This window comes from Streptomyces malachitofuscus (genome assembly GCF_055571035.1).
The window spans coordinates 22311-39279 of the sequence record NZ_JBVIGA010000017.1 but is presented as its reverse complement, the minus strand read 5'-3'; the positions used below and the strand labels follow the sequence as shown (position 1 = coordinate 39279).

14 protein-coding genes, 1 other RNA gene and 1 pseudogene are annotated in these 16969 nt (G+C 72.3%); 4 read left to right on the top strand and 12 right to left on the bottom strand.

All coding sequences use genetic code 11. The features are described 5' to 3' along the window. Nucleotides 1–713 (bottom strand): annotated as a pseudogene (locus ACZ44S_RS23980) (hypothetical protein); the annotation flags it as partial. A 179-nt stretch (nt 714–892) separates the two neighbouring features. Then, nucleotides 893–1861, bottom strand: coding sequence for a LysR family transcriptional regulator (locus tag ACZ44S_RS23975; protein WP_466932295.1), 969 nt, complete (start codon nt 1859–1861; stop codon nt 893–895). 83 nt (nt 1862–1944) lie between these two features. On the opposite strand from ACZ44S_RS23975, the gene ACZ44S_RS23970 reads away from it, so the two are divergent. Together ACZ44S_RS23970 and ACZ44S_RS23965 are read left to right on the top strand one after the other, a co-directional pair. Then, entirely contained in the window at nt 1945–3261 is a 1317-nt protein-coding gene (locus ACZ44S_RS23970) for an MFS transporter (protein ID WP_466932293.1), read from the top strand. 101 nt (nt 3262–3362) lie between these two features. After that, a complete protein-coding gene (locus tag ACZ44S_RS23965; RefSeq protein WP_466932291.1) occupies nt 3363–4367 on the top strand; it encodes a LacI family DNA-binding transcriptional regulator in 1005 nt (334 codons plus the stop codon). Nucleotides 4368–4379: 12 nt separating this feature from the next. Here the strand turns inward: ACZ44S_RS23965 and ACZ44S_RS23960 are convergent, their stop codons facing one another. From ACZ44S_RS23960 to ftsE, 6 genes are all read right to left on the bottom strand, one after another. After that, complete coding sequence (locus ACZ44S_RS23960) at nt 4380–5360, bottom strand: extracellular catalytic domain type 1 short-chain-length polyhydroxyalkanoate depolymerase (protein ID WP_466932288.1); 981 nt, start codon at nt 5358–5360, stop codon at nt 4380–4382. Nucleotides 5361–5491: 131 nt separating this feature from the next. Continuing rightward, nucleotides 5492–5891: a transfer-messenger RNA gene (ssrA, locus tag ACZ44S_RS23955) on the bottom strand. A 107-nt stretch (nt 5892–5998) separates the two neighbouring features. After that, nucleotides 5999–6478, bottom strand: a complete 480-nt coding sequence (gene smpB / locus ACZ44S_RS23950; protein WP_190164138.1) for an SsrA-binding protein SmpB — start codon at nt 6476–6478, stop codon at nt 5999–6001. Between the two features lie 72 nt (nt 6479–6550). Beyond that, on the bottom strand, nt 6551–7711 hold the full coding sequence (locus tag ACZ44S_RS23945) for a S41 family peptidase (RefSeq protein ID WP_466932286.1): 1161 nt from the start codon (nt 7709–7711) through the stop codon (nt 6551–6553). 67 nt (nt 7712–7778) lie between these two features. Then, nucleotides 7779–8696: a permease-like cell division protein FtsX gene (ftsX, locus tag ACZ44S_RS23940; RefSeq protein ID WP_466932284.1), complete on the bottom strand. Its 918-nt coding sequence runs from the start codon at nt 8694–8696 to the stop codon at nt 7779–7781. A 29-nt stretch (nt 8697–8725) separates the two neighbouring features. Next, nucleotides 8726–9415 (bottom strand): cell division ATP-binding protein FtsE, encoded by a 690-nt coding sequence (ftsE, locus tag ACZ44S_RS23935; protein ID WP_030224873.1) that lies wholly within the window; start codon nt 9413–9415, stop codon nt 8726–8728. 235 nt (nt 9416–9650) lie between these two features. Between ftsE and ACZ44S_RS23930 the strand changes: the two genes are divergently transcribed. Continuing rightward, nucleotides 9651–9842 carry a hypothetical protein gene (locus tag ACZ44S_RS23930; protein ID WP_466932282.1) on the top strand — a complete coding sequence of 64 codons (192 nt, stop codon included), beginning with the start codon at nt 9651–9653 and terminating at the stop codon, nt 9840–9842. 107 nt (nt 9843–9949) lie between these two features. Here ACZ44S_RS23930 and ACZ44S_RS23925 read toward each other — a convergent pair whose 3' ends face one another. The 4 genes from ACZ44S_RS23925 to ACZ44S_RS23910 all read right to left on the bottom strand — a co-directional run bounded on the left by ACZ44S_RS23925 (nt 9950) and on the right by ACZ44S_RS23910 (nt 15203). After that, nucleotides 9950–10597, bottom strand: a complete 648-nt coding sequence (locus ACZ44S_RS23925; RefSeq protein WP_466932280.1) for a hypothetical protein — start codon at nt 10595–10597, stop codon at nt 9950–9952. A 308-nt stretch (nt 10598–10905) separates the two neighbouring features. After that, a complete protein-coding gene (gene prfB, locus ACZ44S_RS23920) occupies nt 10906–12012 on the bottom strand; it encodes a peptide chain release factor 2 (RefSeq protein ID WP_190164134.1) in 1107 nt (368 codons plus the stop codon). 175 nt (nt 12013–12187) lie between these two features. After that, a complete protein-coding gene (locus ACZ44S_RS23915) occupies nt 12188–13432 on the bottom strand; it encodes a serine/threonine-protein kinase (RefSeq protein WP_466932277.1) in 1245 nt (414 codons plus the stop codon). Between the two features lie 109 nt (nt 13433–13541). Beyond that, nucleotides 13542–15203: a serine/threonine-protein kinase gene (locus tag ACZ44S_RS23910; RefSeq protein ID WP_466932276.1), complete on the bottom strand. Its 1662-nt coding sequence runs from the start codon at nt 15201–15203 to the stop codon at nt 13542–13544. A gap of 456 nt (nt 15204–15659) precedes the next feature. Between ACZ44S_RS23910 and ACZ44S_RS23905 the strand changes: the two genes are divergently transcribed. Then, the coding region (locus tag ACZ44S_RS23905) for an FHA domain-containing protein (RefSeq protein ID WP_466932554.1) at nt 15660–16969 on the top strand (1310 nt) is incomplete at its 3' end.

Genomic DNA, 16969 nt, shown 5'->3' with positions numbered 1-16969 from the left:
TCCATCTGCTCACCGCGGGACGGCGCGGACCGGCTCGTGTTCCACGGGCCCGACACCCGCTCACCGCGGGGGGCCGCGACGTCCGCGGCATCGCGCGGGGAGGACGCGTCCTCGTCAGGGGAAGCCGTGGCGGCGCCGCGCGAGGTGTCCCCGGGCTCCTTGCGGAGCAGTGCCGCGGTGCGGTCCGCGTCGCGCGGAGCGGTTCCACGGCCCGCGTCCCCGCGGTCGCCGCGCGGAGCCGTCGGACCGTCCACCTGCTCACCGCGGGACGGCGCGGACCGGCTCGTGTTCCGCGGGCCCGACACCCGCTCACCGCGGGAGGCCGCGACGTCCGCGGCATCGCGCGGGGTGTCCACGGGCTCCTTGCGGAGCAGTGCCGCGGTGCGGTCCGCGTCGCGCGGGGCGGGCGCCTGCTCGCCGCGCGGGGCCGCGGAAGGGGCCGCGTCCTCGTCGGGGGTGGCCGACGGGCGTTCCGTGGGAGGGGCGGTGGTTCGCGCGGAGTCCGCGCGGAGGGATACCGTGCGGTCCGCGCGGGGCGCGGGGCCGCGCGGCGGCTTGTTGGTCACGGTGGGGAAGACTCCGATGCGGGCCCAGCGGTCCTCGATCGAGTCGGTCTCCGTGGAGTCCCCGTCACCCTCGTCCTCCGGACGTTCCTCGGCCGCCGTTGCGTCCTCGAACTTCTCGGGTTGGGCGTCTTCTCGCCACTTTTCCACGCGCACGCACTTCCCCCCAGGGACAGATCCGGGTGCGCGTACGACCCGAGCACTTGCCGCCGGTTCGGGCCCCCACCCGCTCCGAGCGCCCCGTTTATCACACTGTGCTCAGGCATTGAATGTAGCGCACGCGGAGGTTCTGTGTTTGCCGCGTGGCCTTTCGTGTCAATTGCGAGACATCACGGGGACGCCATCACGACAGAGTCGCTGGCCGGAATCCATCCGTCCATGGGGATCCTCAGCCAGCCCTCCTCCGCGCCGACCAGGGCCGCGGCCCGGCGAAGTCCGTCCAGAGCGGGGTGAACCAACCCTTTCCGCCACACCAGGGACACCGGCGACAGCGGAACCGGGTCCACGAGCGGCCGCAGGACCATCGACGGCAGCGGCGGGAAGTCCACGACGGCGAGGATCGGGTGACGCGTTCTGGCCATAATCCGCTGGAACTCCTCCTCCCCGATCGCCAGCGGCGCCGGCGGCGCGAGCGTGATCCCCCGCCCCTCGAACAACCGCAGGGCCAGGTCGGTCCACTCCGGTGTGCGGGGGTTCCCGGCTCCGGCGTACACCGTCTCGCCGGCCAGCTCGGTCAGCGGCACCTCGGGCAGCGGGGCCAGCCGGTGGTCCTCGGGCAGCACGATCGCCATGGGTTCGTAGCGGACGGGCTGGTGGTCGAGTCCGGACCGCAGCGCGGGGGCGAGTCCCGCGAACCGTCCGAACGACGCGTCGAGCCGCCCCGCGAGCAGTTCCCCCGCGGCGCCGGTCAGCCCGCTCTCGTAGCGGGCCATCAGCTCGTGGCCGGAGGCGAGTTCACGGGCCCGGTGCAGCACTCGGCGCGGCGTCTCCAGGCCGGGGGAGTTGAGGTCGACCAGCAGTGGCCGGGTCCGTCCGGCGGCGGCGAGCAGGTCCTCCTGCGCCTGGAGCACCGCGCGGGCGTACGGCAGCAGACGTTCGCCGTCGGCGGTGAGCGTCACCTGGCGGGTGCTGCGGACGAACAGATCACTGCCCAGCTCCCGTTCCAGCCGCCGCACGTCCCGGCTGAGCGCCTGCTGGGCGACGTAGAGGCGCACGGCGGCCCGGGTGAAGTGGAGTTCCTCGGCGACGGTCACGAAGGCGCGCAGCAGACGCGGGTCGAGGTGGGAGGAGGCGGCCATCCCGCGAACTTACAACACAGGTGCGTGAATCGGCCCCGGGAAGGTGTTGGACCGCCCGCCCGCCTCGGGGCGACGGTGGTGCCATGCCTCAACCGACCTCCCCGGACACCCCCCTGCTCACCGTCACCGCCGACACCCTGGTCGCCGCCGACTTCGGCCCGCGCACCCGGAGCGAGCCCCGCGCGGCGGGCCCCTACCGCCGCCTCTTCGCGCTGCCCGGCACCCGTGCGTTCACGGCGGGGAACCTGATCGCCCGGCTGCCGATGGGCATGTTCAGCGTGAGCGCGGTCGTGATGATCGCCGGGACGCGGGGCTCGTACGCCCTCGCCGGTGCCGTCACCGCGACCGGCCTGGCGGCGACCGCCGTGGTCGCACCCTGGACCGCGCGCCTGGTCGACCGGTACGGGCAGGCCCGTGTCGCCCTGCCCGCCACGGTGTTCGCCGTGCTCGGTTCCCTCGCGCTGCTGCTCTGCGTGCGTCACGGCGCCCCCGACTGGACGCTGTTCGCCTCCTACGCGGCCACCGCCACCACACCCAACACCGGCGGCATGTCCCGGGCCCGCTGGGCCCACCTGCTGAAGGGAAACCCCGCGGCGCTGCACACCGCCAACTCCTTCGAACAGGCCGCGGACGAACTGTGCTTCATGCTCGGCCCGGTACTCGCGGCCTTCCTGTGTGGGACGTTCTTCCCGGAGGCGGGCACCCTCGCGGGCGCCGTGCTGCTGCTGACGGGCGTCCTGCTGTTCACCGCCCAGCGGTCGACCGAGCCGCCGGTCGTCCGGGCCTCCACCGCGCGGGCGCCGTTCCGGGCGCCGGGCATGCGCCCGCTGCTGGCCGTGTGTCTGGCGACGGGCGCGGTGTTCGGCTCGATGGAGGTCGTCACCATCGCGTTCGCGGACGCCCAGGGGCACCGCACGGCGTCCGGTGCGGTGCTCGCGCTCCAGGCGGCCGGCTCCTGCGCGGCGGGGCTGCTGTTCGGGGCGATACGCCCGGCGGGGTCCGCGCGCTCCCTCCTGCCGTGGTGCCTGGCCGGGATGACCGTGCTGATGACCCTGCCGCTGCTTGCGGCCGGTCTCACCGGCTCGCTCCTGGTCCTGGCCGCCGCGCTGCTGTGCGCCGGGATGGCGACGGCCCCGACGATGGTCACCACCATGACCCTGGTGCAGCGGTACACCCCCGAGGGCCGGCTGAACGAGGGCATGACGCTCGCGGTGACCGGTCTGCTCGGCGGGATCGCCTGCGGCAGCGCGGCCGGCGGCTGGACGGCGGAGCACGTCTCGGCGACGGCCGGGTACGGCGTGCCGGTGGCGGCGGCCGCGCTCGCCCTGCTCGTCGCCCTGTGCACCCTCGTGCCGTTCGGGTCGTCGAACCGCTCCACCGATTCCCCCACGACCCATTGACGCACACAGGTCTCGCACATACCTTCACCCGTCGAAGCGCTTCGACAACGGTGCCGACCGCTTCTGCATCCCCCCACGGACCGTGCGGACGAGGACTCCCGATGGTGAAGATCACGGATGTGGCCCGGCGCGCCGGGGTCTCCCCCAGCACGGTGTCGTACGCGCTGAGCGGCAAGCGCCCGATCTCCGACGCGACCCGGCTCCGGGTCCAGGCCGCCGTGCGCGAACTGGGCTACCGCGCGGACGCCGGCGGCCGCGCGCGCGGACGCAGAGCGGGAGTGCTGGCCCTCGCCGTCCCGATGCGCTCCGGCATCCACGTGCCGGTGGTGACGCAGTGCGCGGTGTCCGTGGTCACCGCCGCCCGCGCCCACGACCACGACGTCCTGCTGCTCACCCAGGAGGAGGGGGAGGAGGGGATCGGACGGGTGGCGGAGACCGGGCTCGCGGACGGGGTGATCCTTACGGACGTACAGCTCCAGGACTCCCGGCTGCCGTTGCTGCGCTCCCGTTCCTTACCGTCCGTACTGATCGGCGTACCCGCCGAACCGGAGGGTCTGACCTGCGTCGATCTGGACTTCCGGGCGGCCGGTGAGCTGTGCGTGGAGCATCTGGCCCGGCTCGGCCACCGGACGGTGGCGCTGGTCGGCTCGCCGCCGGAGGTCTACGTACGGCGGACCGCGTTCGCGCGGCGGCTGGTGGAGGGCTTCACCTCGGGCGCCGACCGGCACCGGCTCACCTCCGCCGTGCACCCGTGCGGGACCGGCGCGGACGCCGCCCGCGCGGTCGCCGAGCGGCTGCTGCGCGAGCTGCCCGCACTGACCGGGGTGGTCGTGCACAACGAACCGCTCGTCGATCCGCTGCTCGACGCCTTCGAGCACCTGGGGCTGCGCGTCCCCGGCGATGTGTCCCTCGTCGCCGTCTGCCCGGCCCCGGTCGCCACGACGGCCCGCACACCGGTCACCTCGGTCGCCGTGCCGTCCGCCGAACTGGGCACCCGCGCGGTGCGTCTGCTGATACGCAAGCTGTCCGGTGCTCCCGTACCGGGGACCACCCTGCTGCCGCCGCGTCTGACGCAGCGGGCGAGCACGGCACCGCGCGGGGTGTGACGACGCACCGGTTCAGCCCAGTTCCCAGGCCTTTCCGAGCCGGTACGCGGCACACAGGCCCACGTCCAGGAAGTACGCCCCGGCCGTCCCGCACTGTTCGTCCCCGCTGCCGGGGTCGACGGGCTGGCCGTGTCCCATGCCGGTCATGCTGTACGTCTCGACCACCGCGTCGCCGCCCGGCCCCCGGAAGACCTGGTGCGGATGACCGGCGACGGTGTCACTGACGTCGGCGGTGCGGTCGGCGCCGTGCACATCCGTCCACTGCTCCACCAGATCGGTCAGGTTGGCGGGCTTCACCGTGTAGTCGGCCGTGCCGTGCAGGACCGTGAGCGCCGGCCAGGGGCCGGTGTACCCGGGCCGCGCGGCGCGTACCCGGTCGCCCCACTGCCCAGGGGTCTGGGTGGCGCCGACGTACATGCACACGTACGGCGATCCGGCGGCCTGGGCGCATCCGTACGGCAGCCCGGCGACGACGCCGCCCGCGGCGAACCTCTCCGGGTACGCCGCCGTCATCACGGCGGTCATCGCACCCCCGGCGGACAGTCCCGTGACGTATACGCGCGAGGGGTCGCCGGAGACGTCGGCGAGCTGCCGGTCGACCATCTGGGCGAGGGATGCGGCCTCGCCCTGCCCGCGCCGGATGTCGGCTGCCTGGAACCAGTTGAAGCACTGGCTGAGGTTGTTGCCGCTCTGCTGCTGCGGCAGCACGACGGAGAAGCCCCAGCGGTCGGCGAGCCGGGTCCAGCCGGTGCCCTCGGCGTATCCGGCGGCGTTCTGGGTGCAGCCGTGCAGGGCCATGACCACGGGCCGGCCGGCGGGCAGCCCGTCGGGGACGTACCGGTACATCTTCAGGGCGCCGGGGTTGCTGCCGAAGCCGGTGACCTCCTGGAGGGAGGCCGCGGAGGCCGGGGCGGGGGCGAGGAGGAGGGAGAGGAGGGCGGCCAGGAGGGCCGTCAGCACGGTGGGGCGCAGTGCGGCTCTGGTCTGTGTCATGGGGAGGGAACGTAGAAGCGTGAACCACCTCCCGGTATGGGTCCGGGCCCCACATCACCGGGCCCTGATCATGTGTCCTCATGACAAAGGCCCCGCCGCTCGACGCGACGGGGCCCGTGCCCACATGGGATGAGTGGAGATGGCGGGAATCGAACCCGCGTCCAACGGTGCAGAACCAGGGCTTCTCCGTGTGCAGTCCGCTTCGCTTTTCTCGGCCCCGGAGATCACGCGAACAAGTCTCCGACGGGCCCAGTCACTGTGTGGTTTCCCTCTTCACCCCGTGACCGGGATCAAGGTTTAGTTCCCTAGCTGATGCCAGGATCCGGGTCGGGAACACCCCCGGGCTGACACTCCCTTAGTAGGAGGCTCGCTCTGCTACCTGAGATCAGGCAGCGAGGGCGAAGGCCTGCTGGGAGGAATCGCGCTTGGAATTGGCGATTATTTTTTTCGGCCTGTGGTTTACGAGATCATGGCCGCTTCCTCGACACGCTTCCCCTGCCTCGACAGCCGCTGTCGAAACCGATCATCCCCATGTTGATTTTTCAAGCCCTCCGAAGAGGGGGCGCGCACCCTCGCTGGGGTGCAGATGCCATCGTACGTGACCAACGCACGACCGTGCCAGCCTATTCCGGGGGGGGTCAGGCCCGCTGCTTGCGGCGGATCGCGGAGATCGTCCGCTCGGCCTCGCGCCGGTCCTGCTTCTCCCGCAGCGTCTGTCGCTTGTCGTACTCCTTCTTGCCCTTGGCCAGCGCGATCTCCACCTTCGCCCGGCCGTCCTTGAAGTACAGGGCGAGCGGCACGATGGTGTGTCCCGTCTCCTGGGACTTGGACTCCAGCTTGTCGATCTCCTCGCGGTGCAGCAGCAGCTTGCGCTTGCGCCGCGCGCTGTGGTTGGTCCACGTGCCCTGGCTGTACTCCGGCACGTGCACGTTGTGCAGCCACGCCTCGTCGTCGGTGAGCTGGACGAAGCCGTCCACCAGCGACGCCCGTCCCTGCCGCAGGGACTTCACCTCGGTGCCGGTGAGGACCAGGCCGGCCTCGTAGGTGTCGATGATGAGGTAGTCGTGCCGCGCCTTCTTGTTCTGGGCGATCAGCTTGCGCCCTTTTTCCTTAGCCATAGTGCCGCCCATTTTCGCACTACGGAGGGGGTCCGCGGGAAGCCGATTACCGACCGGACGCCGGGGCGGGGTCTAGCGGCCGAGTCCGCTGAGGACCGTCTCGGCCCGCTGGAGCGCCTGTTCGTCCGCCTCCAGGTCGGGGGTGAGGCCACGGCCGTCGACACCCCGGCCGGAGGGGGTGCGGTAGTGGCCGACGGTCAGCTCGGCGACGGAGCCGTCGGGCAGCTCGGTCGGCATCTGGACCGAGCCCTTGCCGAAGGTGCGGGAGCCCACCACGACCGCCCGTCCGCGGTCCTGCAGGGCGCCGGTGAGGAGCTCGGCCGCGCTCATCGTCCCGCCGTCGACGAGCGCGACCAGCGGTCTGGCGGTGTCGCCGCCGGGCTCGGCGTGCAGGGCACGCTGCTCGCCCTCGACGTCGTAGGTGGCGACCAGGCCCCCGTCGAGGAAGGCGGAGGCCGCGGTGACCGCCTCGGCGACCAGTCCCCCGGAGTTGCCCCGCAGGTCGAGGACGATGCCGGCGGTGGCCGGGGCCTGCCGCACCGCGGTGCGGACCTGTTCACCGGAGCCCTTGGTGAAGGCGCCGACCTCGATCACGGTGACCCGGGAGGGGAGCTCGCGGACGGTCACGGTGTCCCGCGACAGCCGGGCCCGGCGTACGGTCTCGTGCCACGCGCGCGTGCCGCGTTCCAGACCGAGACGGACCGTGGTCCCGGCGCTCTCACCGGTGGTGTCGCCGCGCAGTAACGAGACGACCTCCGTGACCGGCCGGCCGTCCACCCGTCGCCCGTCGACGCTGCGCAGCCGGTCCCCCGCGCGGATGCCGGCCTCCGCCGCGGGCGTGTCGCTGCCCACCTTCGTCACCTCGATACGGCCGTCCCGCTCGCGGGCCCACAGGCCGACGCCCGTGTACCGGCCGTCCAGGGACTCCTCGAACTCCTCGTACTCGCCCGGCGAGTAGACGGCGGCCCAGCGGTCTCCGCTGCGGCTCACCGCGCGCTGGGCGGCCTCCATGGGGGACGTGCCGTCCGCGGCGGCCTCCTCCGCCGCCCGTGCGACGTCCGCGTGGTGGCCCACGGGGGCGGCCGAACGGGTCCCGTCGTCCGGGTTCTCGCGGTCGGCCCCGGGCAGGCTGCCGGTGGCCGCACCGGCCACGAGCACGCCGGCGAACACCAAGGTCAGGGCGGCCCCGCGGCCGATGCGGCGGGGCTGGCAGAACAGGGCACGACCTGACATGCCGGTGAGTCTAGGACAACGCGAAGGGGCGCACGGCCGGTTGACCGCACGCCCCTCTTGGCAAGAGTCACACCTTGAGGTACTTGCGCAGCGCGAAGAACGCGGCCAGCGCCGGCATCAGCAGACTGGTCGCGAGGATCAGCGGGAGCTTCGTCAGAACGGCGTCCCAGCCGATGAAGTTGATGAGATTCAGCTTCTCGGACAGGGCCAGTCCGTGGTCGATGATGAAGTACCGCGCGACGAGGAGGAACCCGCACGCGAGCGTGCCGCCGATCAGTCCGGCGACCGCGGCCTCCATGATGAACGGCGCCTGGATGTAGAAGCCGGAGGCGCCGACCAGCCGCATGATGCCCGTCTCGCGGCGGCGGCTGAACGCGGAGACGCGCACCGTGTTCACGATGAGCATCAGGGCGACCACCAGCATCAGCGCCATCACCGCGCGGGCGGCCCAGTTCATGCCGTTCAGCAGACCGAAGAGGTTGTCCAGGATGCCCTTCTGGTCCTGCACCGACTGCACGCCGTCCCGGCCGTCGAAGGCGGTCGCGATGACCTGGTACTTCTCCGGGTCCTTCAGCTTGATGCGGTACGACTCCTGCATCTGGTCCGGCGTGAGGGAACTGGCCAGCGGGGAGTCGCCGAACTGCTCCTTGTAGTGCTTGTACGCCTCGTCCTGCGACTCGTACGTCACCGTGTCGACGACCGACATCTTCTCCAGGTCGGCCTTGATCAGGCCCTTCTGGTCGTCGGTCACCGCGCCCTTGGCGCAGTTGGGGTCGGACTCGGCGTCACTCTTGTTGCACAGGAAGATGGAGACGTTGACCTTGTCGTACCAGTAGCCCTTCATCGTGTTCACCTGGTCGCTCATCAGGAGCGACCCGCCGAACAGGGCGAGCGACAGGGCGACGGAGACGACGACCGCGAAGGTCATCGTCAGGTTGCGGCGGAGACCGACGCCGATCTCCGACAGGACGAACTGGGCGCGCATGGCGTCTGATCAAGCCTTTCCGTGGAGCGTCAGTGCTGGTAGCCGTAGACGCCGCGTGCCTGGTCGCGGACGAGACGGCCCTTCTCCAGCTCGATGACGCGCTTGCGCATCTGGTCCACGATGTTCTGGTCGTGCGTCGCCATCACCACGGTGGTTCCCGTCCGGTTGATCCGGTCGAGCAGCTTCATGATGCCGACGGAGGTCTGCGGGTCGAGGTTGCCGGTGGGCTCGTCGCAGATGAGCAGCTTGGGCCGGTTGACGAAGGCCCGGGCGATGGCGACGCGCTGCTGCTCACCGCCGGAGAGCTCGCCGGGCATCCGGTCCTCCTTGCCGCCGAGCCCGACGAGGTCGAGCACCTGGGGCACGGACTTGCGGATCTCACCGCGCGACTTGCCGATCACCTCCTGAGCGAAGGCGACGTTCTCGGCGACCGTCTTGTTGGGCAGCAGCCGGAAGTCCTGGAAGACCGTCCCCAGCTGGCGCCGGATCTGCGGCACCTTCCAGTTGGAGACGCGGGCGAGATCCTTGCCCAGGACGTGGACCTGCCCGTGGCTGGCCCGCTCCTCGCGGAGAATCAGCCGCAGGAAGGTGGACTTTCCGGAGCCGGAGGACCCCACGAGGAACACGAACTCGCCCTTCTCGACCTCCAGGGAGACATCCCTGAGGGCAGGACGGTTCTGTTTGGGGTAGGCCTTGGACACGTTGTCGAATCGGATCACGGATGCACCACGGGTAGCCGGGGGTAGATGAGCGTGACCATACGCGAACCGGGGAGGCGAGCGCAGGCACCGGAGGGGGTTGCGGAACAGATGCGCCGTTTTGTTCCGCCGCCGGGCCTTCCCTGCGGGGCGACCCCTGCGCGGCTTCCGCGGGAACCTGGCACAGTGGTAGGGGGGAACGTTCGCGTGGGTGTGGGCGTTGAGCAAGTGGAACCGGTGCGAGGAGGGCGAGCGCATGACGTATGACCGGCTGGTGTGCGCGAACTGCGCCGCGCCCGTGAGCGAGGGCCGGTGCCCGGTGTGCCGCGCGAACCGTGAGCGGCTGCAGCAGGAGAATCTCTTCGCCGGGCTGAACCCCATGACGCTGATCGCCCTGCTGGTGGTGCTGATCGCGGCGGTGGCGCTGCTCGCCCAGCAGACCGTGTGACGCCCGGGACGGGGATGTAGGGATGTGGCGAAGGGCCCGGAGCGCTGTGGCGCTCCGGGCCCTTCGCCCTTACGTCATGTGCACGGTGCGTACACGCGCCGCCACCGTCAGGCGGCGGCACCACCGCGGCCGGTCATCAGGCGCGGCAGCACCCGGAAGCCGATACCGCCGGCGATCATCGTGGCGGCGCCGATCACCAGGAAGGTGATCTCGGCGGCGCCGGTCTCGGCGAGCTCCTTGCCGTTGCCCTGGGCCGAGGTGGCGGGGGCTTCCTCGCCGGTGTCGGTGAGGGCGGACGAACCCTGCTCCTGGGTGGAGGCGCCGCCGTCGGGGTCGGCGGCGTTGCCGCCACCGTTGCCGTTGCCGTTGCCGTTGCCGTTGCCGTTGCCCGGGGTGGTCGGGTCCTCCGAGGGCTCGGTGGGCTCCTCGGGCTCGGTGGGCTCCTCCGGCTCGGTGGGCTCCTCGGGCTCCGTGGGCTCCTCGGGCTCGGTCGGAATCTCCGGCTCGGTGGGCTCCTCCGGCTCCTCCGGCTGCTCCGGCTCCTCGGGCTGCTCGGGCTCCGTCGGGATCTCCGGGTTCTCGGGGTCGGGCTCGTCCCCGACCTCCGCGTTGACCCCGAGACCCTCGTCGTTCACCTCGGCGCTCACGCCGATGTCGAGGGCGGAGGCCGCGCCGGCCGCCGTCAGCGAGGCACCGGCCGCGATCACGGCGCCCGCCGCGATGCGAGCGACACGGATCCGCGTCTTCTTGGTCATGTGGTTGCTACCCCCAGTAGCTCATCGTCAGTGAGGCGGCGCTCGGGGCCGTGATCAACGGAGGCTGCTGCGGTGAAACGCCCCCCGGTTCACATGCGCCCCAGAGATACGCATGCCACGCTTCACCCTTCCCACTTTCCAAAAGAACGTCAAGGCCGTTGCGTGCGCGATGTCCGGCTACGTGCGCTTTGCGGGACAAGGAAGCTGTGAGTGTGATGTAAATCCCGGACAACCCCGGCAAGCGAAAGGCAACTGCCGCCACGGGGACGGCAGTTGCCTTGTCGACAAATCAGCGTGTGCGCCGGGAGTTACTTCTCCTGCTGCTTGCGCCAGCGAATTCCGGCCTCGAGGAACGCGTCGATCTCACCGTTGAACACGGCCTCGGGGTTGCCGACTTCGTGCTCCGTGCGCAGGTCCTTGACCATCTGGTAGGGGTGCAGCACGTACGAACGCATCTGGTTGCCCCAGGAGTTGCCGCCGTCGCCCTTGAGGGCGTCCATCTTGGCCTGCTCCTCCTGACGGCGCCGCTCCAGCAGCTTCGCCTGGAGGACGTTCATGGCGGTGGCCTTGTTCTGGATCTGCGATCGCTCGTTCTGGCACGAGACGACGATGCCGGTGGGGATGTGGGTGAGGCGCACCGCGGAGTCGGTGGTGTTCACTCCCTGGCCGCCGGGGCCGGAGGAGCGGTAGACGTCCACGCGCAGTTCGGACTCGTCGATCTCGATGTGGTCGGTCTGCTCGACCACGGGAAGCACCTCGACACCCGCGAAGGAGGTCTGGCGGCGGCCCTGGTTGTCGAACGGCGAGATGCGCACCAGACGGTGCGTGCCCTGCTCGACGGAGAGGGTGCCGTAGGCGTAGGGCGCCTGAACGGAGAAGGTGGTCGACTTGATGCCGGCCTCCTCCGCGTACGAGGTCTCGATCAGCTCGGTCTTGTAGCCGTGCTGCTCGGCCCAGCGCAGATACATGCGCTGGAGCTTCTCGGCGAAGTCGGCGGCGTCGACGCCCCCGGCCTCGGCGCGGATGTTCACCAGCGCCTCGCGGGAGTCGTACTCGCCGCTGAGGAGGGTCCGGACCTCCATCTCGTCCAGCGCCTTCCGGACCGACGCGAGCTCCGACTCGGCCTCCGCGCGGGTGTCCGGGTCGTCCTCCTCCTCGGCCATCTCGAAGAGCACGGCGAGATCGTCGATCCGGCCGCGCAGCGCCTCGGCCTTCCGCACCTCGGACTGGAGGTGGGAGAGCTTGCTGGTGATCTTCTGCGCCTCGTCCGGGTTGTCCCACAGGGACGGCGCGGCCGCCTGCTCCTCGAGCACGGCGATGTCTGCCCTCAGCTTGTCGAGGTCCAGGACGGCCTCGATCGACTCCATGGTCGAGGAGAGGGACTTGAGCTCTTCGGATACATCGACGACTGCCACGCCCTCCAGCGTAACGGTTCCACGCGTCGGCCCTCGCCGGGCGGGGACGGGGAGGGGTGGGTGGGGTGCTGCGGGGGTGGGTGGGGTGCGTGGTTGTTTCGCCCCCGCCGCCCCTTCCCGTCCCGTCCCCTGAGGGCTCCGCCCCCAGACCCCCTTCGCGCAGTTCCCCGCGCCCCTAAGGGGTGGTCGGGGCCGAGTTCTGTGTGTCCTGGGGTGGGGTGGGCGGGTCGTCGGTCGTGGCCAGCCAGGTGCCTACGCCGGCTGCTGCCAGGAGGACCGCCGCGACCGCCAGGGTCAGACGGCGCCGGCGGGTCACCGCGCGGTTGCGGGCCGAACCGGGGCGGGGGGCGCCGGCCGCGCGGGGGGCGCGGGCCGTGCCGCGGGCACCGCCGGCCAGTTCGTCGGGGGCGGGCACCCTCATCGACGTGTGCGTGTCGCGGTTGGAGTCGGACGGCTTCGCTCCCGGGACCAGCGGGACCGCGCCGCGACGCCGTACCGGCTCCCCGGCGGCCGGGGAGGGGCCGGACGCGGGGACCTCCTCCCCCGTCTCCTCCTCCGGCTCGGCGTCCGGCTCGTCCACGTCCAGCGGCGGCATCCCCGCCAGCATCGGCAGCAGCTCCCGCAGCCGCACGCCCATCTCGGAGGCGCGCAGCCGGGACGCGGGGGCCTTCGCCAGGCACTGCACCAGCAACTGCCACAGCTCGTCCGGGATGCCGGGGAGGGGGACGACCGTCTCGGTGACGTGGCGGCGCAGCACCGCGCCCGGGTGGCCGCCGCCGAACGGCGTGAAGCCGGCGAGCAGCTCGTACAGGACCGTGGCGAGCGCGTAGATGTCGACCGAGGCCCGCGGCGGCAGGCCCTCCACGATCTCCGGCGCCAGATAGTCAGGCGTCCCGATGATCTTCGTGGCGCGGGTGCGGCGCGGGGTGTCGATGAGTTTCGCCACGCCGAAGTCCGTGAGCAGGGCGCGGTGCGAACCGCCGGGGCCGAGCGGGCCCTGCATGTCGAGGAGCACGTTCTCCGGCTTCACGTCCCGGTGCACGACGCCGGCGGCGTGGGCCGCCGCCAGCCCGTCCGCGACATCGGCGACGATCGCCACGGCGGCCTCCGGTGCCAGCCTGCGCTCCCGGTCGAGGCGGGTGCGCAGGTCCGTGCCCCGGACCAGGTCCATGACGAGGGCGAGGTCGTTGCCGTCGACCACCAGATCGCGCACGGAGACGATGTGCGGATGCTCCAGACCCAGCAGCGCCGTCCGCTCCTGCACGAAGCGGCCGACGAGCTCCTGGTCCGAGGAGAGATCCTCACGCAGCAGCTTGACGGCGACGGGCCCGTCGGGGCCCTCGCCCAGCCACACCGTGCCGGCGCTGCCCCGCCCGAGGATCTGATGGGCGGTGTACCGGCTGCCGATTCTCCGTGCCAAGACTGCTCCTACCGACGCGTGTTGTCGCTAAAACTACGCGTCCGGACAGCCGGCCTTCACCGGGGATACGGAAATCGACCCCCAGATGTCGACAAATCAGCAAACAAGCTCAGTTCGTGCCGGAGGGCGCCGAGGGCTCCTCGGGGCCGCCCAGGTCCTGGATCCAGCCCGTCACGGCGCCGAACCAGTCGGTGAGCTGGTCCCAGTAGCCCTTGCCGGTGCCGATCCAGTCCTGGAGCGGGCTCAGCTCCCAGACCAGCCAGCCCGCGACGAACAGGATGACGATCGTGAACAGGCACCCCTTGAGGCAGCCGAGCCCGGGGATCCGCATCGGGTTGGCGCTGCGCTGCCGGGGCTGCCGGGGCTCGCGGGCCGGACGCTGCGGCTCCGGCGGCGGCGCGTACCGCTGCGGCTGGGGCTGCTGCGGCCGCTGGGGCTGCTGCGGGGGCGGGGCGTACTGCTGGGGCTGGTGCTGCTGCGGGTAGCCGTACCCCGGGCCGGGCTGGGGCTGCGGGCGGCGCTGCGGCGGCTGCTGGGGCCGGGCGACCTGCCGCTGGGGGCGGCGGCGCAGCGGGTCCTGGCTCGGGTCGAGGTACTGGACCTGGGTCTGCTCGTTGCGATCGCGGGCCGCGCGGAGCTGGTTCTGCCAGGGGTGCGGGTCCTCGGGTCCCGGTCCGCCGGGCTGCCCCGGCTGCCCGGGCGGCACCGGGGGCATGACGGCCGTGGGGTCGGCGGCGCCGGCCGGTCCGCCGGTCTGCGGCAGGACGCTGGTCGCGCCGTTGGGGTCGTAGCCGCCCGCGCCGTGCGGCAGCACCTGCGTCGGGTCGGCGGCACCGGGGGCGTCGGGCACCTGTGCGGGCGTCGGGTCGGGCGCGAGGAGCGCGCCGACGTTCTCCGCGGCGGCGATCTGCGCGGAGTTGGCGTGCACCCCGATACCCTCGGCGACGACCCGCAGGCCGCGCGCGAGGTTCTCGGCGCTGGGCCGCTGGTCGGGGTTCTTGCGCAGACAGCGCTCGATGACCGTCCACAGCGGGTCGGGGACCGTGGAGGGGCGGCGGGGTTCGGCGCTCAGGTGCTGGTGCAGCACCTCGAGGGCGGAGCCGCCGGAGAACGGGGGCCGACCGGTGACCAGCTCGTACAGCAGGATGCCGGCGCCGTAGATGTCGACGGCGGAGGTCTGCGGGCGGCCCTCGGCGGACTCCGGCGCGATGTACGCGGGCGTGCCGACGAACTCGTGGGTGCGGGTCAGGCCCGGGGAGTCGGCGAGGCGGGCGATGCCGAAGTCGGTCAGCATCGGGTGCATCTCGCCGCCGGTCTGCCGGAGCAGGACGTTGGCGGGCTTCAGGTCCCGGTGCACCACGCCGTCGGAGTGGCTGGCGCCGAGCGCGTCGGCGATCTGCGCGGTCAGCAGGGCCGCCGCGACCGGGGTGAAGGGGCCGTTCTCGCGGAGATAGCGGTGCAGGTCGGGGCCCTCGACGAGGTCCATGACCAGCGCCAGCAGATCACCCTCGACCACCAGGTCGCGGACCCGGACGATGTTGGGGTGGGTGAGCCGCAGCAGCACCGAGCGCTCGCGCAGGAACCGCATCACGACGTCGGCGTCGTTCGCGAGCTCCTCCTTGAGGACCTTGATCGCGACGGTCTCGCCGGGCTGTCCCGGTACGGCCGCCTCGGCGCCCGCGGTCTCCCGCTGGCGGGCTCGCCAGACGGTGCCCGTGGCGCCGCGACCGAGCGGCTCCTCGAGCAGGTACTTGCTCCCTACCGGCCGCACGTCATGCGCTCCCTGCTGCTTGCTTGGCTGGCGTACACCGTGGTCCACCCTGCTGCGGAATGTTCCGACCCACTGTAGTGCCGCCGCGCGGGATACCGGCCGGTCGATCTCGACCCCTGCTAGTACGTACCGGCTCCCGTCCTCGTTCGACGGTTCGAAGGAAAGACGCTCCACTCGGTCCGTTGGTTGCCGCATGCCGGACGTGACCGATCTCAAGTGAGCCCGTAACGACCATCGGCGCGTCACTGGTCAGGCACTTTTGCGGGCAGAGCCGACCAATCAAGATCATTTGCTGCCGGAGGGCGGGCGCGTTGTCGGTGGCAGGTGCGAGGATGCGTGCAGTACTGACCGTACGTGCGCGTGTGGTGGTGGGGGGTAGTCCGCGGTGGGGGACCGCGGGGCGGCTTCGTTCCCCCGTTGTCGCGGGCGCTCGCGCAGAAGGGACCGCTGACGGCGATGCAGATCCGGCTGACCGTCGTAGACCCGCTGGGCCCCTCCTCCCCCGCGCGGGAGCGGGCCGCGAGCCGCGACGTGCTGGTCACGGCGCCCGCGGGCACGGCCCTGGCCGCGGTCGCCTCCGCGCTGGCCTCGGCGGTCTCCGGCGGCGACGGCACGACCGGTTCCTCGGGTACGCCCGTGCTGTACGCCGGTGATCAGCGCCTCGACGCGCAGCGCTGCACGCTGGGTGAGCCGCCGCTGATCGACGGCGCGGTGCTGGCCGTCGGCGCACCGGGCGAGCCCGAGCCGCATCCCGAGCTGGACGACACGCCGACCCGGCTGCATGTCGTCGCCGGCCCGGACGCGGGCGGGGTGCATCTGCTGCACGGCGGCGAGATCCGCATAGGCCGCTCCGCGGACGCCGACGTACCGCTCGACGACCCGGACGTCTCCCGGCTGCACTGCGCGGTGACGGTGGCCGCCGACGGCCGCGTCTCGGTCGCCGACCTCGGCTCCACCAACGGCACCACCCTGGACGGCCGGCGCGTGGGCCCCCGCCCGGTCCGCCTGGCCCCGGGCGCGCTGCTGCGCATCGGCGAGTCGGCCCTCCGCCTGACCCCGGCGGCAGGACCCGCGGCACGGGCGGCGACGACACCGGACGGCGAGGGACACGTCCGGGTGCCCGGGCCCCGGGCGGCGGTGGACGGGAGCACGGAGGGTTCCGGTGACGTGACGAGCGGGCCGGTCACCGGCGACACGGAAAACGCCGGAACGAGGCCGCACGCGCGCGTGCGGCCCACGGACCCGCCCCAGGGACGGACCCACCACGCCTACGGCTCGGCCGGCGGTCCCACCGACGTCCGGGGCCCGGGCGCCGGAGCTCCGGGGGGACCGGCCTCGACCACGGGCGGGCAGGTGCCGGGCGGGCGGGCTCCCGACGGGCAGCTGCCCCAGCACGGGCCCGGCGGGCAGACGGCCCACGGACCGGTGCACGGCGGACCAGTCCAAGGCGGGCGAGCCCCCGCCGGCCAAGCCCCCGACGGGCAGCTGCCTCAACACGCCCCCGGCGGGCAGACGGCCCACGGACAGGTACACGGCGGACAGGTGCCGGGCGGACAGACGCCCGACGACCGCGCACCCCACGGACAGCACCCGCAGCACGCTCCCCACGGACAGACCGCCCACGGACCGGTGCACGGCGGACCAGCCCAAGGCGGGCGAGCCCCCGCCCGCCAAGCCCCCGACGGGCAGCTGCCTCAACACGCCCCCGGCGGGCAGACGGCCCACGGACAGGTACACGGCGGACAGGTGCCGGGCGGACAGACGCC

Bases quoted from the DNA above. Each gene is read 5' to 3' on its own strand.
- ACZ44S_RS23975 (WP_466932295.1), bottom strand. From the start codon at position 1,861: ATGGCCGCCTCCTCCCACCTCGACCCGCGTCTGCTGCGCGCCTTCGTG.
- ACZ44S_RS23970 (WP_466932293.1), top strand. From the start codon at position 1,945: ATGCCTCAACCGACCTCCCCGGACACCCCCCTGCTCACCGTCACCGCC.
- ACZ44S_RS23965 (WP_466932291.1), top strand. From the start codon at position 3,363: ATGGTGAAGATCACGGATGTGGCCCGGCGCGCCGGGGTCTCCCCCAGC.
- ACZ44S_RS23960 (WP_466932288.1), bottom strand. From the start codon at position 5,360: ATGACACAGACCAGAGCCGCACTGCGCCCCACCGTGCTGACGGCCCTC.
- smpB (WP_190164138.1), bottom strand. From the start codon at position 6,478: ATGGCTAAGGAAAAAGGGCGCAAGCTGATCGCCCAGAACAAGAAGGCG.
- ACZ44S_RS23945 (WP_466932286.1), bottom strand. From the start codon at position 7,711: ATGTCAGGTCGTGCCCTGTTCTGCCAGCCCCGCCGCATCGGCCGCGGG.
- ftsX (WP_466932284.1), bottom strand. From the start codon at position 8,696: ATGCGCGCCCAGTTCGTCCTGTCGGAGATCGGCGTCGGTCTCCGCCGC.
- ACZ44S_RS23930 (WP_466932282.1), top strand. From the start codon at position 9,651: ATGACGTATGACCGGCTGGTGTGCGCGAACTGCGCCGCGCCCGTGAGC.
- ACZ44S_RS23925 (WP_466932280.1), bottom strand. From the start codon at position 10,597: ATGACCAAGAAGACGCGGATCCGTGTCGCTCGCATCGCGGCGGGCGCC.